14 protein-coding genes are annotated in these 17,964 nt (G+C 54.4%); 2 read left to right on the top strand and 12 right to left on the bottom strand.

Annotated elements, in window-relative coordinates; translation table 11 throughout:
• Window positions 1–46 precede the first annotated feature (46 nt).
• The 9 genes from AC52W5_RS10745 to AC52W5_RS10705 form a co-directional block, all read right to left on the bottom strand.
• Window positions 47–1,195, bottom strand: a complete 1,149-nt coding sequence (locus AC52W5_RS10745) for a glucuronyl hydrolase (protein WP_495670983.1) — start codon at window positions 1,193–1,195, stop codon at window positions 47–49.
• Between the two features lie 130 nt (window positions 1,196–1,325).
• Window positions 1,326–2,546, bottom strand: coding sequence for an MFS transporter (locus AC52W5_RS10740; protein WP_495670982.1), 1,221 nt, complete (start codon window positions 2,544–2,546; stop codon window positions 1,326–1,328).
• A complete protein-coding gene (locus AC52W5_RS10735) occupies window positions 2,539–3,771 on the bottom strand; it encodes an acyl-CoA dehydrogenase family protein (RefSeq protein WP_495670981.1) in 1,233 nt (410 codons plus the stop codon). Before AC52W5_RS10735 ends, AC52W5_RS10740 begins: the two co-directional genes overlap by 8 nt.
• Complete coding sequence (locus AC52W5_RS10730; RefSeq protein ID WP_495670980.1) at window positions 3,759–5,420, bottom strand: AMP-binding protein; 1,662 nt, start codon at window positions 5,418–5,420, stop codon at window positions 3,759–3,761. Before AC52W5_RS10730 ends, AC52W5_RS10735 begins: the two co-directional genes overlap by 13 nt.
• A complete protein-coding gene (locus AC52W5_RS10725) occupies window positions 5,417–7,348 on the bottom strand; it encodes a CoA transferase (protein ID WP_495670979.1) in 1,932 nt (643 codons plus the stop codon). The genes AC52W5_RS10730 and AC52W5_RS10725 overlap by 4 nt, the downstream gene beginning before the upstream one ends.
• A 30-nt stretch (window positions 7,349–7,378) precedes the next feature.
• Window positions 7,379–7,651 carry a MoaD family protein gene (locus AC52W5_RS10720; RefSeq protein ID WP_495670978.1) on the bottom strand — a complete coding sequence of 91 codons (273 nt, stop codon included), beginning with the start codon at window positions 7,649–7,651 and terminating at the stop codon, window positions 7,379–7,381.
• A 245-nt stretch (window positions 7,652–7,896) separates the two neighbouring features.
• Window positions 7,897–8,349, bottom strand: coding sequence for a M67 family metallopeptidase (locus AC52W5_RS10715; protein ID WP_112892669.1), 453 nt, complete (start codon window positions 8,347–8,349; stop codon window positions 7,897–7,899).
• A 168-nt stretch (window positions 8,350–8,517) separates the two neighbouring features.
• A complete protein-coding gene (gene moeB, locus AC52W5_RS10710) occupies window positions 8,518–9,690 on the bottom strand; it encodes a molybdopterin-synthase adenylyltransferase MoeB (protein WP_495670977.1) in 1,173 nt (390 codons plus the stop codon).
• Between the two features lie 38 nt (window positions 9,691–9,728).
• On the bottom strand, window positions 9,729–11,669 hold the full coding sequence (locus tag AC52W5_RS10705; RefSeq protein ID WP_495670976.1) for a TonB-dependent receptor: 1,941 nt from the start codon (window positions 11,667–11,669) through the stop codon (window positions 9,729–9,731).
• Between the two features lie 602 nt (window positions 11,670–12,271).
• On the opposite strand from AC52W5_RS10705, the gene AC52W5_RS10700 reads away from it, so the two are divergent.
• Complete coding sequence (locus AC52W5_RS10700; protein WP_495670975.1) at window positions 12,272–15,376, top strand: transglycosylase domain-containing protein; 3,105 nt, start codon at window positions 12,272–12,274, stop codon at window positions 15,374–15,376.
• Window positions 15,377–15,699: 323 nt separating this feature from the next.
• Here AC52W5_RS10700 and AC52W5_RS10695 read toward each other — a convergent pair whose 3' ends face one another.
• On the bottom strand, window positions 15,700–15,936 hold the full coding sequence (locus AC52W5_RS10695) for a DUF2905 domain-containing protein (RefSeq protein WP_495670974.1): 237 nt from the start codon (window positions 15,934–15,936) through the stop codon (window positions 15,700–15,702).
• A 345-nt stretch (window positions 15,937–16,281) separates the two neighbouring features.
• Between AC52W5_RS10695 and AC52W5_RS10690 the strand changes: the two genes are divergently transcribed.
• A complete protein-coding gene (locus AC52W5_RS10690) occupies window positions 16,282–16,800 on the top strand; it encodes a beta/gamma crystallin domain-containing protein (RefSeq protein WP_074973442.1) in 519 nt (172 codons plus the stop codon).
• A 133-nt stretch (window positions 16,801–16,933) separates the two neighbouring features.
• Here the strand turns inward: AC52W5_RS10690 and AC52W5_RS10685 are convergent, their stop codons facing one another.
• Both AC52W5_RS10685 and AC52W5_RS10680 read right to left on the bottom strand, forming a co-directional pair.
• A complete protein-coding gene (locus tag AC52W5_RS10685) occupies window positions 16,934–17,596 on the bottom strand; it encodes an alpha/beta hydrolase (RefSeq protein WP_495670973.1) in 663 nt (220 codons plus the stop codon).
• 54 nt (window positions 17,597–17,650) lie between these two features.
• A complete protein-coding gene (locus AC52W5_RS10680) occupies window positions 17,651–17,962 on the bottom strand; it encodes a (2Fe-2S) ferredoxin domain-containing protein (RefSeq protein WP_074745398.1) in 312 nt (103 codons plus the stop codon).
• Between the last annotated feature and the right edge of the window lie 2 nt (window positions 17,963–17,964).

Below are 17,964 nucleotides of genomic sequence, written 5' to 3'. Positions count from 1 at the left end.
CTTTTATCCTTTATGCGTTTAGATGTTGCTCGATTCAGCAGCGTTTTTAAAACTCGTCCGGCTTCAGCATATCCAGCAGAACGCAGAGAGCGGCCATGAGAAAAAAACTGCCCCAGGCAGATTCGACCATTTCCTCTTTGTTGTCGCTGGTCTTATAACAGCAACCCCAGAATATTCCGGAAGGCGGATCGCCACTTTTTGCATGGTTGCCGTTTTCATGAAAACCAGTGAAGTAATCGCTTCGAACGATCGCGGCAATCTTCTGATGCGCAGAGGTACGCCATTGCGTTCCATCCGCCAGCAGTTCAGCGAGGGTGAGCATTGCGAGGGACACGATGACCGAGGACGAAGGGTCGGAAAGACCTGATGGATCATCCAGCCGATTCAGGGGCAGGGGTTCCGGTCGCGAGCGCTTCCAGTATTCACACGCGCGCAACGTGCAGGTCAGGTAAGGTTCTCCCCACAGTGCTGCTGCGCGGCTTAATCCCAGCATGGCCCACGCTTGACCGCGAGACCATACGCCTGCCTGCCCCGCTGGTTGAAAGTGCCCGTCAGCGAAGCATGCGCCGGGGTGAAATGCGCCGTTCCCGATCCCACACACTACTGACAGGGTGCTTGCGTGAGTACGCGCGACTTGATGATGAGCACTGTCCCCGCTGTGATTCAGAAGTTGGATCAGGGGAGCCAGCGAGTCCACGGAGATGAGTTGATTGCCTTCCTTTCCGCCTCCCATGTCTCTACCGAGTGGAACGCCACGCATTTTCGGATCATAGGAAGAGGCAATCGCGAAAATGGATGCCGAGGTAAGGCCACGCGCCTTTACGTCACCGAACCAGAGATCGCCAAGTGCTGCCCCGTACCAGAATATGAGGTTTCGGTTAATGGAGTCGATCGTGACTTTCGGGGATAGCCGCTGGCAGATGGCGGCAGCCTTATGGCGATCGGATAGGGCGCCGGTTATCCGTGATCGAAGCCACCAGCATGCTCCCCAGTATCCCCCGACCCAGGAACCGCCTGACGATAAAGTCCATCGATCGGCAACCCCCGGCGAATAAAGCGGAAAACTGTTCGCGCAGCTCGAATGAATGGCCTCCATGCGCTGTACCAGCAACTCCAGTGCCTGCTTCATTTCTGCATGATTCAACAGGATGCCTGGCGACTGTTCCTCGATGTTGTATCGGGTCTTTTCAAGCATGTGCATATCAAGTGGATGTATTGGATCAAGCAAACACTAAACTGTCTTCTTTCGCTGCCTGAATTACCCTTGCGCGAGGTCATGAGGATTATTGGATTCATGGCTTCACAGGTTCTTACATTTCAGGTTCTTACACCTTTGCGGTAGTCGCACGCTGGTGCGCGCCAGTTGGCGCCGGTGTTTGCGCTTTGCGTCGTCGGGCAGAAGCCAATCCCAGGGCCATCAGGCATCCGCACAAGAGCACGCCGATCAGCAAGCCCCAGGCAGACTGGGAACTGCCGGAATAATTCGAAAACGCACCATAAAGGGGCGGGCCTGATGCGAAGCCCCCGAAGAAAGCGACGGAAACAAAACCCGATGCCGTTGCTACCGGGCCAAATGCGGTATCCCTGATCAGCATGCTCATTGCGATTGCATTGGTGCCGACGGCGGTGAGGCCCATTCCCACAGCCCCTGCCCAGAGATACCAATGACTGTCCGCATTGGCCTTCATCGTCACTGCGATTGCGCAAGCTGCAATGGCAATGAGCACAAGCAGAAGCAGCGACTCGTCTTTCATTCTGGCGCCAAGGGGTGTCAATGCCATCCGCGAGAGTATTCCCATCACGCCGAAGAGGGCGATCAAGCTGCCCGCCACCGACAGCGGCATGCCTTGTCGGACGGCAAAGGTCGGCAGGAACGTAACGAAGGCGGAGAGTGCTATACCCACGCAAAACTGGATGGCCATCAAACGCAGCAGCAGTACATTCGGCAGCAGGACCGTGAAAGCTTTACGCGTTCCCGAGGGTTTTCGCGGAGCGATGTAAGGTGTCGTAATCCCGAACAGTATCGCTACCGGAACAACGATGCCGAATGCCACATGCCATCCGTATTGCGTTGCAATGGCGGGAAGAACCAGACCTGCAAAAAGCGCCGCGAGTTGAACACCGGATTGCTTGAGTCCTACGACTGTCGCCTTTTTCTCCGGTGACACCTGCTGTGCAATCAGCAGATTGGTGACCGGGTTTGCCAGTGCCTGGGCGATTCCACAAATGGCAGCCGCTGCAACGAGGGAGTAATAATCTTCAACCGTTGCAATCAGCGCAAAAGCAAGCGCTACGGTGAAGAAAAGCACTGCTAGCGCCCGCCGTGTCCCGATCCGATCCACGAACGCGCCTGCCCAGAGCGATAGAATGGCCGCGATGCCGAACGCGCTCATCACGAGATAACCCAGCAACCCGGCCTCAAAGCGCAGATCACGCACGAGGAATGGCCCCAGCGTGCTGATGGCATACAAGATCAGCATGGGCAGGGCCATGGCAAATACCAGGACAATCCTGAACCAGATGACTGCAAAGAGTGATTTAGTCAAAGTGATATACGTCCTCTTCCTGGAAGAAGTCGATGAGGCGGCGGCCTGTCGAACTGATAAGCGACTCGTCGGTGCCGTCGAGAATTCGCGACGTACGGGCTATCCTGTAAATTCCGGAGAGGGGCGTGAGGTCGCTGATGCCTTCGGCGCCGTAAAGCTGCACCGTCGAATCAGAGGCCATGCAGAGCGCCTGTGACGCGGCCATTTTGGCGACATTGATCCGCACATCGCTGGGGCATTGAATATCAATTCCGCGCGCAGCGATGCGAATCAATTCGCGCGCACTTGCAATAGCCTGATAGGCGTTGGCGATGTGCTGCCGTATGAGCTGCTTGTGCGGCAGCCGGGCTGAAAGGCCGCGGCGGGAATTGATGCGCGTCCCCATCAGGTCGAAACATCGTTGCGCCAATCCCACCCAGTTCATCGCGCGAAGCAGGCGGCCGAGACGGAGCCGTTGACTCATCAGCTCGATGCCATTGCCATTTTCGCCCAACCGGTTATATTCGGGGACCTGCACATCGGTGAAAGACATTTCCCCTTGGCCCAGAAAGCGCCCCAGTATGGGAATCTGGCGCTCGACACTGAATCCGGGCGAATTCGTGGGAACGAGGATCATTGAAAGCGTCTTGCGGGTATCGATTTCTTCTTTGCCAGTGCGCGCCAGGACCGTGACAAAAGTGGCGCGGTCGGCATTGCCGACAAACCATTTTCTGCCATTGATCGTCCAGTTTCCGTTCGATAGATGGGCGGAAGTCGTTATCAGGGTGGGAAACGAGCCGCCATGATCGGGCTCGGTCATGCCGTAACTGGGAATGGCTTCCCCGGCAACCATGGGTTCCAGGAAATTTCTGCGGATTTCATCGCTGCCGAATTTCAGGAGCATGTGTGCATCCAGGGCTGAATGGCTGCCGAAGATCGCGGATGAGAACTCTGAGCGCCCTTCCTGTTCGGCTACGATCAGGTAATCTTCGAGGGAAGCAATTTTTCCGCTGTGGGAGAGCGGATAAAACAGGCCCCAGAGGCCGGCATGCCGCGCTTTTTCGGTCAGTTCCGATTGCAGTTGCGCTGCCGAATCTCCTCCCTCGGCCAAGTGTGGCTCGCAGGGGATGATCACCTTGTCGACGAACTTTCTTACCTCTCGCGAAAGGGATCGGGCTGCTTCCGTGTGGGAGGATGCCCGATGCTCCCCATGCTCCTGATATGCTTGCAGCATCAATGTGCCCATTCGGGCTGACTCCGCTCATCAGGATACTGCGTGAACTCGACTTCGGCAGTCAGCCGCTTCTTATCGATTTTCCCCGCCGGGCTGAGGGGCAGCTGGCGGTAATAGCGCAGGTATTCGGGAAGCTTGCTTTTCTCCAGTCCCTTTTCATGGAGAAAACGGGTGAACTGGGAAAGTGAAGGACGTTCCGCGCCCTCTCTCATGACGAGACAGAGGCAAACCCTGTGTCCCAAGTCCGCATCGGCCACTGGAACGCAGGCTGCGCTCACAACAGCCGGATGGGAAACAGCAATGTTTTCAATTTGAGCGGGACTGATATTGACGCCGCCCCGAATGATGATGTCTTTCTTGCGCCCGGATAGCACCAGATGCCCCTCTTCATCAATCAGGCCGAGGTCACCGGTATACACCCATCCCTCCTGGTCACGATACAGGGCGTCGAGGTCCGGAGCGTTGACGTACTGCATGGGACTTATCGGGCCCCTGGCCATTATTTCTCCTATGCAGCCTTGCGGCACTTCCTGCTTCTGGTCATCGATTATGCGAATGGAACAGATTTCCGGATTGGGCCTTCCCGCCGTCCTGATAATGGTTTCCAGGTCATCATCCAGGGTCGTATGACAATTGACGCCATCTGCAGACCCATACAAGCTGATGAATCCACATCGGAACGCCTCGGTACAACGGCGAATGGAGGCCTCATCGATTTTCGCGCCGCCGCTGATGATGGCAAGCAGGCTGGATGTATCCGCCTGCGCCAACACAGGATCTGCGGCAATGCGCTGAAACATCGTGGGAACGCCCAATATATGCGTAGGCTTCAGTTCCCCAATGGCTTGAACAGCTGCTGCAACGTCAAATTGCCGCAGGACAACGAGGGATCCGCCAAGCCAGGATAAAACCCCGAATGTCGCCGTGGAGCCGAACGCCGTGCCGAGCGGCATCAGATAGAGTCCCCTGAAAGTCTTTCCTTCAGGATGAATTCGCCGCAGAAAACGGCCTCGCCCGCCCGCCAGCGCGTTATGAGAATAGGCAACCCATTTGGGCTCGGATTCCGTGCCGGATGAGATCAGGAAGCGGGCAGGTGAATCCGGACAGACTGTCGGCAGATCTGATTCAATGGGGCCGGCCCGGAACAAGTCATCCAGTGCGTGCCAACCGTCTCCGGCTGCTCCATCGACAACGAGGATGCGCAGTGAAAGCAAGGTGGGACGGATGGATTCGATCAATTCGCAAAGGTCGGTTTTTCCATATTCGCGCTCGACAATAATCGTACGGGCATCACAGCGTCTGAGCAGGGACTGGATATCGAGGCGGCCGCGCCCCGGCGGAAAAGGCGCCACGATGGCTCCAAGTGCTGCCGCCGCCAGATCGATTGCGCAGCTACGCCAGCTGTTATGAAGCTGGTATGAAATTACATCGCCTGCAACAATGCCCAATTCATGGAAACTGGCAGCCAGGCAATGAACCTTGTCCAGCAAAGCTGCGTAACTGATGGTGTGGTCGAGCGATATTACTGCCGGACTATCCGGGTGCTGCCGCACTTGCTCGCAAAACAACTCGTACAGGGATTTATTCGGATAGATTCCCTGCCGGGCCCATTGAGCGCGGACCTCGGCGGGGACCCTATCCAGAATGCCGGAATGGTTCATTTAAATCTCCAGGGAGAATTGACTTGGGTGTATGAGCCGGGAGTCAGCCCTGGCTGCAGATGTGCCAGGGTTTGCAGCTCGGCAAGATCTTCGATGACAACGGCGGCGGGAATGCCTGCGTGCTGGAAGAGTTCAACCCATTCATCAGCCGTTCTCAGGGGGAATACTTCGCTCAAGCAGCGCTGGAAGTCTTTGTTTTCAATGCCGGCAGTAATATCGAGGACTTCCGCGAGCCGTAATACCGTATCCACATCAGGGCATTCGACTGCAATCCTGCCCTGTCTTGTGGCGTAAACGTCATTGACTTCATTGATGATACTTGTCGAAGGTTTTGAACCGGAAGCCGGCAGGCTGTATATATCCCGGAAATCCTCGGCACACAAAAGTGTTGCTGCGCTCATGAGCGAGGAAGTGACCTTCGTACCCACATTGTTCATACACCGGTTAAGCAGCGCAATCGTGATGCCTTGAGCCGCTACCACGCCTCCGAGCACATCCAGGACAGTGAACAAGGAGCCGCCACGGCTGCTGCCGGCTCCTGCGACCTTTCCTGCCACTCCCGAATAGGCTTGGGCCATGAAATCCGTTCCGGGCATTGAATTTGAAGAGACGTGCTCGGCACAATCGGTGGCCCATCCACCCGCATAGGCATAAACCAGGGATGGGTTGATTGCCCCCAGATCGCCATGATCGAGATTGAGCAGTACCGCTTTGCCAGGCGCCCAGTTATGCAGAAAAACGTCGGCGTGTCGGGCCAGTTCCCTGATTTCTGTTTTTCCAGCCGCGGATTTGATATCGATTTCGCGCACCGTCTTGAGACGGTTGAGCGCCTGGAAACGCGCGGAGCAACCTTCAGCCATGGGCGGCATTCCTCGCAGGGCATCGCCGCCTGGCGGTTCTATCCTGATAACGGTTGCTCCGAGGAGTGCGAGCAAGTGCCCGGCGAGAGGGCCTTGTATGCGCCGGCATGATTCGATCACCGTGAATTCGCTTAAAGGCAGGTCATTTCCCGGCAATGCGCCAGCGGGACGCAGGTATTCGCCATTCGGCTTTGGTTCGGATGAGAACGACGAAAACGACCACGGGCCTTGATGCCAGATTTGTCTGGCATCGTCGTCCTGCGCCCGGTCATCGATCGAGCGGACAGGGCAGATGGCCATGCTGGTTCTCGCACATATCTGTGAGATACGGTGATAAGTCAGCTTCGAGATAGCGAGAGGCAGCTCATCCGGCAATGGCGATGCCGCCCTCGCGTACCGCAGCAGAAAAGCTCTCCATCCTTTTCCCGCCGCTGCTGAGCTTACACCCAGTTCCGTCCAGAATTTTTGCCAGGGACCGGCATCAAGCGTTTCGAGTTCAAAAAAGACTCCATCCGAGGAAACAAAAGGAGGGCAAGCGGGAGACGAACCAGGGAGTGAGCGGGGAGGTTCGGCGGTTTCAGGGGATTCCGAAGCGGTCGCCCCGGCGATATACTGGCTCATGCTCAACAAGGCTGCAGCTGCCATCGAGACAGTGCTGCCGGAAACAGGCAGTCCCCGCAGCCGGCCAATGGTAGCGGCGATGCTTCCCTGAAGCGCCAGTGCCGCGGTCAAGGTCGAAACGTAGTTCAGCCCTAGAGGTTTCGGCTGCCGATGGGTTCGCCCATGTACCGACATCAGCCCGCATGCTGCTTGCATGATGTTTTCGCTCACAGTTGCCTGCCGGGAAGGATCTTCCCACCGGGTGATCTCGCATATGACAGGGGCAGTGTGGGGTGTTTCGAATTCGAAGCACAATGCCTCATTATCTGCACAATTCTCATTTGCCTCGATATTCATGCCCAACGCTTCGGACTGATAAAGAAACGAGGCGGCTATGGGGGCAAAATCAGGGGTTATGCTTTTCGGACCCTTCATCACACAACCCGTCAATGGTTGATTCATGCTCATGTTTCTCTCAGGACAGGAGTAATTTCGGGTTCAACCCCCTGCAACGGCAGGCAGGATGGTTAACAAGTCGCCGTCAGTGAGTCTGGTCGAGAGGCCTTCTCTAAAGCGAATATCGTTGTCGTTCACATAGATATTGACGAAGCGGTGCGCCTGGCTCCCGGTGATCAGTTTTTCCTTGACGCCGGGGTATTGCTGTTCCATCCGTTCGATGGCATCGAGTACATTGGCACCATCCACTTCGATACGCTTCTGGTTGGCGGTAAGTGGTCTGAGTATGGTTGGGATACTTATGGTTATCGGCATATTTATTCTCCGTAGCTAGTTTTAAACACAAATAGTATTAATAAGAATTTCAATTCGCATTAATGCCTTCATTCAAATCAAAAGCGTATCGCGTCCATCCGATTCTTTGCGGATTCAGGCACTTTCACGGGTGCTTGAATCCCGTTGCCACTGCCAATATTCCTGATCGACCTGCCCGCGAAGAATCGAACGTTCAGAAGGTCATTTCAGAAGGCCCCTTTTAGAAGGCCCCTTTCAGAAGATCCCTAAGCGATCATTGCCCCCATCGATAATTCCCATTCCGCGTTATATGAATTTATCGTCCTGATTCTCTCTTCGGTGACCATTCCATCAAGAATGCGGAAGCTGCGAATTTCTTCTCCGTATGCGGGGTCGGTTGGAACAATGACATAATGGGACTGGGGCTGGGACGCATATTGCACGTCGGTACGGCTTGGATAGGCTGGCGTATGGGTATGGGAGTGATAAATCACGATGGGTTCTTCACCACGTGCTTCCATTTCTCTCCAGACCTGTAGCTGCTCTTGCGGGTCGAACCTGAAAAATGTTTCCGATCGGGCCGCATTGCGCATCGGGATGAGGCGCAGGGGAAGATTCGATTTTTCCAGACCGGCAATGACGCCGCAGGTTTCGAAAGGATGATCTTTATGTGCCTGAGCAAGCATTGCTTCAACAAGCTTGGCGTGTATAGTCAGCATGATTCTTATCCTCCATGATTTTGACATTAATCGGCATATTCCCGGTCGAGAAAAATATAATCTCGTCATTCCGGACCTGATCCGGAATCCAAAGGTTTTCCATGTTGATTGATAGGGCAGGTCGGGTTTCGCCCATGTCCAGGAGCTCTACCCGCGATGACGACTCGCTCAATAACTCGGCAACGTCTGATCCACATCCTGGATCCACGCCAGGATTCCGCCATCTAGGCTTTTGACGTTCGTAAAGCCCCGTTCGCGCATCTCCATGAGAACATCCCGGGACCGCACGCCCATCTTGCAGTGAAGCACGATGAGTTCATCCTTGTTCAATCGGGATAAAACTTCTTCGGACATCATCCTGTCCTTGGGAATATGATTTGCCCCTTCGATATGCACGATGTTCCATTCCTGGATTCCGCGAACATCGATAAGCTGCATGGCTACGCCACTCTCCTGCATCTCTTTCAGCTCCAGGGCGCTGATCGTGGGAACGTTGGGTTTACTGTCCGCCGTCGACCGCGGGAGTCCGCAAAATGCCTGGTAGTCGATCAGCCGGGTGATCGGCGTTCTTACCGGAGCCCGCCGTAGCGGGATGAATCTGAAGGTCATCTCCAGGGCATCGTAAACAGCAAGCCTGCCGAGCAGCGTGTTACCCAGACCGGTAATCAATTTGATGGCCTCGGTAGCCATGATCGCGCCGATGGATGCGCACAGTATGCCCAGCACGCCACCTTCCGCACACGATGGGGCCATTTCGGGTGGCGGGGGTTCGGGATAAAGGTCGCGGTAGTTCAGGCCGCATCCCCCTGGCGCATCTTCCCAGAAGACCGAGGCTTGTCCTTCGAAGCGGAAAATGGATCCCCAGACATAGGGCTTTCCAGCCAGCACACAGGCATCGTTGACGAGATAGCGGGTGGAGAAGTTATCCGTTCCGTCTATTACCAGATCGTAGTCCGATATGATGTCAATAGCATTTGTTGTCTCGAGACGTTCATCGTGAATCCGAACCTGGATATAGGGATTCAGGGCCTTGACCGAGTCCTGCGCGCTCCTGCATTTGGGTCTGCCGATATCCTCCTGCCGATGAATGACCTGCCGTTGCAGATTGGATTCATCGACAATATCGAAATCGATAATGCCTAGGGCTCCTACGCCGGCTGCGGCCAGATAGAGGAGCGTCGGCGAGCCCAGGCCTCCGGCGCCGATTACCAGGACCTTGCTGTTCTTGAGGCGCTGCTGCCCTTCCAGACCGACATCCGGAATCAGCAGGTGGCGGCTGTAGCGTGAAATTTCTTCTTTACTCAATTCTTGCGAGGGATGTACCAGCGGTGATAGCTGCATTCGAAACCTCCATGTTCAAGTCAAAGGATCATCATTTCTTAGAAGCTTGCGGCTATGCCGATTTGTCCCCACCGGCCTGGCATGGGATAACCCGGACGGTAGGCGTAATCAGCATCCAGAAGGTTTTCCATGGCCACGAAAATTTCTCCTTTCTTGCCTAGGAAAGGCAATGGGTGGGAGACACGCGCATTCATGATTACAAAGGAGTCGACCCGCTCGGTATTCACTGCGCCGGCTGTGCGGGGACGGCTGAGTGCCAGTACGCTGGACTGGTACTGGGTATCGATCGTCACGCGAATCAGTCTGAATTGCCCGTTGAGACCGGCTGTGACTGCCCTTGCCGGGGTATAAGGCAGATTGTCGATGGTGGGGTCGAGCAAGGTCAGCCCGCCGAATACCGTCCAGTGACGGCCGATATTCTGTCTGATCGCAATCTCGGCGCCCCGGATCAAATAGGTGCCAAGATTCAGAAACTGAGGCGGCGGCGGAACATTCGGCGGAAAGCCGAAGATGAACCGGTTTTTTACCTGATCGATAAAGAGGCTGACATCGATTTGCGTCGCGTCGACAGGCGTCAGTTTCAAACCGATCTCCGCATGGTTGAGTTCTTCCGCGGACAGCTGTTTCCATGTCTGCCCCAGTGGTGGAATCACGAAGGAGAGAACAGGTGCCTCCAGGCCCGGATAGTTGAGACCGCGTGAAACATTGCCGAAGAGGGTCAGCTTTTCGGAAATCAGGGAGAGGCCCGCGTGGGGTGAGGTTCTCGTGCGGAACATGCTGTGATCGTAGACACGTATCCCGACTGACGGCACCAGCGACCAGTTTTCATTGAGATCGATCTTCTGGCTTAATGCCACAGAGGGCGATGTAACACGAAAAGTCGGCGTATCGAAACTGTCTCGGGGAGCTGGCGGCAGCCGGTTGAATCGTACGTCGCCCGAAACCCAGTCGCTGTCGAGACCGGCAACAATAGCGCCCCCCTTCCATAGGGAGGATTCTTCTTTCCAGCGCATGCCGATCATCTCGAAATTGGTGAGCGTATCCCCATCCAGCCCTGCTTGATGCAGCCAGTTGCCTTCTCCCTTGTTGTAGTAAAAACGCAGGTCGCCCCGCCACGTATCATGCCGATGCGATACGAAGGCAGTCACCATTCCTGCCTGGGTGTTGTACCGAGGCGCTACAGCGGGAAGCGGGTGACGGTTGTCTCCGGGATCGCGCGCCTGATTGTCCACAAAGAGGAAGCTCGTGCCCATTGACCAATTGGCGTTCAGGCGCATCCCGATGCGTCCCATTACATTGTTCAGCTCGCCGTTCGCATTAGCCCGATGCCCATTCGATTGGGCATGGCCTTGCGCCAGCATGAAATCCACGTTTCCATAGCGGCCCACCAGATCCGCCTGCTCTATGAAGGTGCTGTAGTAGCCTCCGGATATTCTGCCGCTGGCATGCAGGCCGTCTTCAATGGCTCGCTTGGTTTCCAGATTGATCGAGGCAAAGTTGTTCCCGTTGATTTGTGGTTGCGGGCTTTTATATACTGTGATCGACTGCATGCCGTTGACCGGCAGAAGATCAAGCAAGGGATGGTTCCAGACCCCCATGTAAAATGGAACGCCATCGATGTAGGTTTTGATTTCGCTGCCGGGCCGGCTGACGCCCATCCCGCGGATATAAACCGCGCCGCCCTGATCCCCGCCAAAGGCGCCCACAGGGTTGTAGCGCGATATCTGGACGCCAGGCGTGTGCCGCAACGCGGTAGCCAGATCGAATGCATTCTGATCGTGCAACTGGCTTTCGGTGACGACTGCCGATGTGCTGGAAAAACCATCGATACGAACACGATCTATGATCGGATTGGCGGTTACCACAATCGGAGTGAGTTCAGTTTCATGTGCCATGGCAAAACCGGGGCAGATTATTGTCAAGACCGCAGATAGTGCGGATACCGTGCTTTTTCTTCTTATCATTTTTCTTGTTTTCATCGAATTCCTGTGAATTGCTGCAAGCAGGCTTAAGCAACAGGGCCAAAACAATCATCAATGCTGAAAATGACGTGAGCATTTGCTCGAAGTCGGAATGCATATCGAAATAAAGCCCGAAATAAAGCCCGAAGTGAAGCCTTGTACTGGGAAAAACCGGGAAGAGCTTGTCGCTCGCGGTCAGCAGAATGTCGGCAAACCCTGTATCGCTGCTGAGGTGGAATGTAAAGCAAATCGTGGGGATTAGGAATGTGGCATATTGCCGCATGTGACAAATTGTCGCATGTCATATTGCGGCACTCGCGCCAGATTTGACAGAGAAGGTTTCATCGTCTCGACAGGCTATATTTCCGGTATATATCCGGCATTGTGGAATCAGCCTTGCTGTTGATTGTCTTAAACATTGCAGTTCGATATCCGCTTATTTATCATGTCCAGAATGCCCGAGGCAGTTTGCCCCCGGAAACGAAATAAGCGGCGAAAAAAATTAACGACCTTTTGATCAGAGATTCGACACGAATTCAAAAAAGCGAATAAGTCGAGGAAAATGCCGCATTTCATGGTTTGGTTGATACCCATAAAACAGTAATGTTGTATTTTTACCCTTGCTGATTCCTACTGTGCGGCGTGCGCTCAGGTTTTTCACTCCCCGCGTATTGATCCTGCTTTTTGCTGCGCTTTCAGTCGCAGTCCTTCTTGCCTACCGGGAAATAGAAACATCCTGGTATCAGGCATGGCGGCTGTCGAAGCTGGCCGGTGATCTGAAGTGGGAGATGAGAAGCGGTCCGGATGAAGACTTCACGCGGTTTGCTCTTTCCCAGACTGGACCGTATGACATTCGTCTGGGCTACAGCCGCTTGCCCCAATTGCTTCAGAACCTGGAAAAACATGGTTTCGAGGTGCAGGCGCAGGCGCATGCTTCCGAGCAGATGAAGGATCTGGTCCGGCGGGGCGTGTTCGTGCCGTATCGTGAAAAATCCCAGGCGGGCCTCGAAATAACCGGAAGCAACGGGAAATCGCTATATCGCGTATCGTTTCCGGGACGGGTGTATGACAAATTCGAATCCGTTCCGTCGGTGATCACGAGCAGTCTTCTGTTCATCGAAAACCGAGAATTGCTGGATGAGACCCAGCCGAAAAAAAATCCCGCCATAGACTGGACCCGCCTCGGCAGGGCGATCCTGGACAAGGGAATCCAGGTTTTCAACTCCGATCATGACGTCCCTGGCGGCAGTACGCTTGCAACGCAGATCGAGAAGTACCGTCATTCTCCCAACGGGCTGACGCTTACCAGCGGCGACAAGTTCCAGCAGATTGCTTCCGCCTCAGTGCGTGCGTACCTGCAAGGGGACGGCACGCTGGCGGTCCGCAAACAAATCGTGGTGGATTACCTTAATACCGTTCCGCTGGCGGGCGCTCTTGGATTCGGAGAAACGAATGGAATCGGTGACGCTCTCTGGGCCTGGTATGGACTCGATTTCGACGAAACCAACCGCATCCTGAACTGGCAATACCGGAATGAAGCCGAATTTATCGAGGCCGCAGGGCGCTACAAGCACGTACTGAGCCTCATGATCGCGCAGAGGAGGCCTTCCTATTATCTGCTGGTCGGTCGCCAGGAACTGGGCGAACTCACCAATGCCTATCTGCGCGTGCTCACCCAGGTGAAAGTGATTCCACCCAGACTCAGGGATGCCGCACTTAGGCAACCTCTGCGGTTTCGGGATGCCTTCAAGCCGGAGGAGATCAAGGATTTTTCCGCCCAGAAGGCGGTCAACGCGGCTCGAGTACGCCTTGCGTCACAGCTGGGGTTACAGGGGCTGTATGACCTGGATCGGCTGGATCTGTCCGTGCAGAGCACGCTCGACATTGATCTGCAGAAAAAAACCACCGAAATGCTTCGCCAGTTGAGGGATCCGATAAATGCGGTAGCGGCGGGGCTGTATGGCCATCGCCTGTTGGGGAAAGAAGATCCCTCCAAAATCATCTATAGCTTCACGCTTTCGGAATTGACTCCTGACGGGGCCAAATTCCGCATTCTCGCTGACAATTTCGACCAGCCTCTCGATATCAACAAGGGGACCAAGCTGGATCTGGGTTCTACGGCCAAATTGAGAACACTCGTGAGTTATCTCGAAATTGTCGAGGTGTTGCATGGAAAATATGCAATCTGGGAACCGAAAGCGTTACGCGCGGAAGAGGTCGATCCGAGCGACGCGCTCAGCCGCTGGGCAATCGACTACCTTTTGCATAGCAGGGATAAGAGCCTGAAATCCATGCTGAATGCGGCCATGGAGCGCAAGTATTCCGCCAGTCCCTATGAGCGCTTCTTTACCGGCGGAGGCCAGCATGTCTTCCATAATTTCAAGCCCGAAGACAATTACAGGATCATGAGCGTACGGGAGGCCACGACCAACTCGGTCAATCTCGTTTATATCCGGTTGATGCGGGATATCGTGCGCTACTACATGTTCCAGGTGGGAGGATCGTCTGCCAAAATACTCAGGGACGCGAGTAATTCCGATCGGGAAGAATATCTTCGGCGCTTTGCCGACAAGGAAGGCAGGCAGTTCATCAACCGCTTTTACTTGAAGTACAAAGACAAGGGCGCTGATCCGCGCGAGGTGAACGATACATTCTTTTCGAGTTTCCGGCACACACCCCGGCGTCTCGCAGCAGCTTATCGCTATATTTATCCAGCCTCCAGTCTCGTCGAATTCGTAGCCTTCATGACGCCGCATTTGCCCAGATTCAAAAACCTGGATACCTATAGACTCGAGGATCTGTATGAGACTTACGCCCCGGGAAAATATTCACTGGCGGATCAGGGCCACATCGTCACGGTTCATCCTCTGGAATTATGGCTGGCGCGTTACCTCATCCTGCATCCCGGAGCCGGGTACAAGGATGTGATCGACGCGAGCGCCAACGAGCGCGTTGCCGTTTATCACTGGCTGTTCAATACCATCCATAAAAACTCCCAGGATGTGCGTATCCGCGGTCTTCTGGAGGTCGAGGCATTTCTCGAAATCCACCGCAGCTGGAAACGCCTCGGCTATCCTTTCGACTCTCTCGTGCCATCGCTCGCCACGGCTATAGGAAGCTCTGCAGATCATCCCGCAGCCCTTGCCGAGCTTATGGGCGTCATCCTCAACGATGGCGTGCGGGTGCCCGCGCTGCTGATCGAACGCCTTCGCTTTGCAGCCGATACACCTTTCGAGACAATCGTCGAGAAGAAACCTGTCAAGGGCGAAAGAGTATTTTCACCCGAACTGGCGGCAACGGTGCGCAGTGTCCTGACCAAGGTGGTGGCGGCAGGTACGGCTTCGCGGCTGGCCCATGCAATTGTGGAAGAGGATGGCTCGGAAATCCTGATTGGCGGGAAAACGGGGACGGGGGATCATCGTCATATCACGTTTTCTTCACCCGGAGTCATCAAGGAATCGCGTGTGGTGAATCGTTCCGCAACTTTTGTCTTCTTTATCGGCGATCGTTTTTTCGGAACCATGACTGCATTCGTGCCGGGAGTGGATGCAGCAAACTATACGTTTACCTCGGCTCTTTCCACACAGGTGATGAAGAAACTGGTACCGGTCCTCAAACCCCTCATTGACAGGCCTCCATCCTGGCCGGAATCCACTCTGGCGGAGGATGCGATCAGGAAAGCTTTGCCGGAAGAAAAGGAAAAACTGGAACCGGCTTCCAGCTAATAATACTTAAACGCAACTATTAATTCGGCGAGCAAACAGTACAAACGCCGTACCGGCGAAAGCCGGTATCCAGTGATGTTCAAAGCACGCCCATTATTGGTTTGGGCTGGATTCCGGTTTGCCGGATTGCGGGTGAGGCCCGGAGTGACGAGATTCATAGGATCAATGGTACCTGGCAGCGCCCGGATTCAGTCCTCCGTGTTGATCCACCACAGGAAAACGACTATTCCCAGCACAAGGGCGAGGCCGAGAATAGCCTTGGCAAATTCCTTCACAAACCAGAACACCATCGATTCATATAAATTCACATTTCCTCTCCTGATTTATTTTCGGGTCCACCACCACAGCAGAAACGACAGAACCAGCGACACCAGCAGCCCTGTGGTGAGCGGAAAGTAGAGCCTGAAATTCTCGCGTTCAATGATAATATCTCCGGGAAGACGGCCAAAAGGCAGTTTCGACAACCAGGGCCACAATAATCCCGCCAATAACAGGAGTATGCCGGATAGGATAAGCAGACGCTGCATAAGAATTCCCGACTCGTCATTTTCTGCGAACATGTTCCAGCCAGTGTAAACCGTTTTTTCCGGAAAGATCAATTTGCTCTTCCGGCTATCCCAAGCAAACCTTGTCCTCCGGAAATCATCAAGGGAGCTTGAATTTTCTACTGGATCGTTGCTGATTTAGGGGCGGGTCACAGCCGGTTTCTCCTGGGTTCATCCCACCGGTAGTCGATTATGTGTGAAAGCGAACGGAACGCGTGGGGGTCTGTCACTAGGATTAATAGATGACCTGCACCGTTCCCTTTTTTATGGAGAGGGTTTCCGGGTCGGCTGGTTTATCTTCTATCTTCGTTAATCGAATCTGATTGCAGTCCTCAGATTTCTGTTCTCAAGGAGGATAACATGAATATTCTGGTAAAGAAGAACTCCCGTAGTTTACTGACCATAGTTGCGTTGGTGTTCGGTATGTCTGTTTCGGTCGGTCTCAGCGCGCAGGAGTATCCTGGCAAGCCGGCAATGAATAAGAAGCCTGCACCGGTCGAGAGCAAACACCCCGGGGCCAGGGGTGGCAAGACGACTATCGAAGTTCCCGTATTGATGTTCGTTCCAGTCCAGGTTTCCGCCGAACTGGAAAACAAAGGGTGCTGGGTGAAATTTTTTGACAAGAAGAATTTTCAAGGCGATAGCCTGTTTTTAAGCGGCCCGGTCACCTTGCCTCGACTGATTGGCCCGTTTGGAAACGATTGGGAGAACAAGGTTCGCAGCGTCAAAGTCGGTCCCAAGGCCAACCTCACCATTTTTGACAATCACGATTATCGGGACGAGGATAAGTTTCTCGATGCTGGTGCGGATGTCGCTAATCTGTCGAAGGAAATGGGTTTTTTTGACAACTTCCGTTCAATGGTGCTGAATTGTATTTGATTTGCTGTCCGCTTCGTTGATCTGATCGATTCAAGGGGTGGAATGCAGCAGTTCGTAGGGCAGGTTCTATCTGCCGTCGCAACAGGATGGCGGATAGAACCTGCCCTACGGCTATCGGCTCATCAAGGACTTTCTAGGGGCGGCAGGAATCGAGGACGATGCGTTTGAGGATATGCAGACGGCGATGAAAGAAATGCTCTGCGCCGGGTACAACGACAATGGGTAATTCCTGCGGCGCGGCCCAATCCAGAACGGTTTTAAGCGGAACGACGTCGTCCTGATCGCCCTGAATGATCAGCACGCGGGGTGCAGATTGGACATCCTGCGTATCCTGCAGAAAGGAGAGGGAAGGGGCGCTCAAGCGTTCCACCGCTGGGGCGACCAGGACGACCTGCTGCGGCTTGAGCCGTTGCGCGGCGAAAATCTGGATCGCACCCCCGAATGAAAATCCCGCCAGGCACAACGCCGGAGAAGAATCGAAGCGAGAAGCATATTCCGCTGTTACAGCTTCCGCCACCGCCACCACATCCTCGACTTCTCCCATGCCATCATCGTTGCCTGAATAGAGAGGACCTTCGCTCTGCTCCACACCTCGGAAATTGAATTTGGCCGTGATAAATTCGAGTTCCAGAAAGGATTTGAACAGGGTATGCACTACCTTGTTATTCATGGTTCCGCCATAGAGCGGATGAGGGTGTGCGATAACGGCAATACCTCGGGGGGAAGGCGAAGCCGGCTCCGCCAGAACCGCTTCCAGCTTTCCCGCCGGCCCGTCAATGAACAGGTTTCGGGACAATTTTTGGGAATTATGCGCAGTCAATGGATGTACTTAAAATCGCGAGTACTGAGATCAGATCCGTAATCGCTCGACCACACGGCCGTTTTTCAGGTGTTCTTCGATGATTTCATCGATATCCTCCTTGTCCACGTAGGTATACCAGACATCTTCGGGATATACGACGATGACAGGACCTTCATTGCAACGGTCCAGGCAGCCTGCATTATTAATCCTTATCCTCTTGTTTTTAGTGTCCAGCTTGAGTGCCTTTACACGCTCTTTGGCGTAGTCGCGCATCGCCTGGGCGCCAAAGTTATTGCAGCACAAGGTTCCGGGTTCACGCTGGTTCACGCAGAAAAATACATGCCGATGGTAGTAGCTCATAA

The sequence above is a fragment of the Nitrosospira sp. CT genome (assembly GCF_059489795.1).
This window is presented reverse-complemented; position numbering and strand designations above follow the sequence as displayed.

What these genes read in the sequence shown, in the direction of transcription:
- AC52W5_RS10745 (WP_495670983.1), bottom strand. Translation starts at nt 1,195, where the DNA reads ATGCTTGAAAAGACCCGATACAACATCGAGGAACAGTCGCCAGGCATC.
- AC52W5_RS10735 (WP_495670981.1), bottom strand. Translation starts at nt 3,771, where the DNA reads ATGGGCACATTGATGCTGCAAGCATATCAGGAGCATGGGGAGCATCGG.
- AC52W5_RS10730 (WP_495670980.1), bottom strand. Translation starts at nt 5,420, where the DNA reads ATGAACCATTCCGGCATTCTGGATAGGGTCCCCGCCGAGGTCCGCGCT.
- AC52W5_RS10725 (WP_495670979.1), bottom strand. Translation starts at nt 7,348, where the DNA reads ATGAGCATGAATCAACCATTGACGGGTTGTGTGATGAAGGGTCCGAAA.
- AC52W5_RS10720 (WP_495670978.1), bottom strand. Translation starts at nt 7,651, where the DNA reads ATGCCGATAACCATAAGTATCCCAACCATACTCAGACCACTTACCGCC.
- AC52W5_RS10715 (WP_112892669.1), bottom strand. Translation starts at nt 8,349, where the DNA reads ATGCTGACTATACACGCCAAGCTTGTTGAAGCAATGCTTGCTCAGGCA.
- moeB (WP_495670977.1), bottom strand. Translation starts at nt 9,690, where the DNA reads ATGCAGCTATCACCGCTGGTACATCCCTCGCAAGAATTGAGTAAAGAA.
- AC52W5_RS10705 (WP_495670976.1), bottom strand. Translation starts at nt 11,669, where the DNA reads ATGAAAACAAGAAAAATGATAAGAAGAAAAAGCACGGTATCCGCACTA.
- AC52W5_RS10695 (WP_495670974.1), bottom strand. Translation starts at nt 15,936, where the DNA reads ATGTTCGCAGAAAATGACGAGTCGGGAATTCTTATGCAGCGTCTGCTT.
- AC52W5_RS10690 (WP_074973442.1), top strand. Translation starts at nt 16,282, where the DNA reads ATGAATATTCTGGTAAAGAAGAACTCCCGTAGTTTACTGACCATAGTT.
- AC52W5_RS10680 (WP_074745398.1), bottom strand. Translation starts at nt 17,962, where the DNA reads ATGAGCTACTACCATCGGCATGTATTTTTCTGCGTGAACCAGCGTGAA.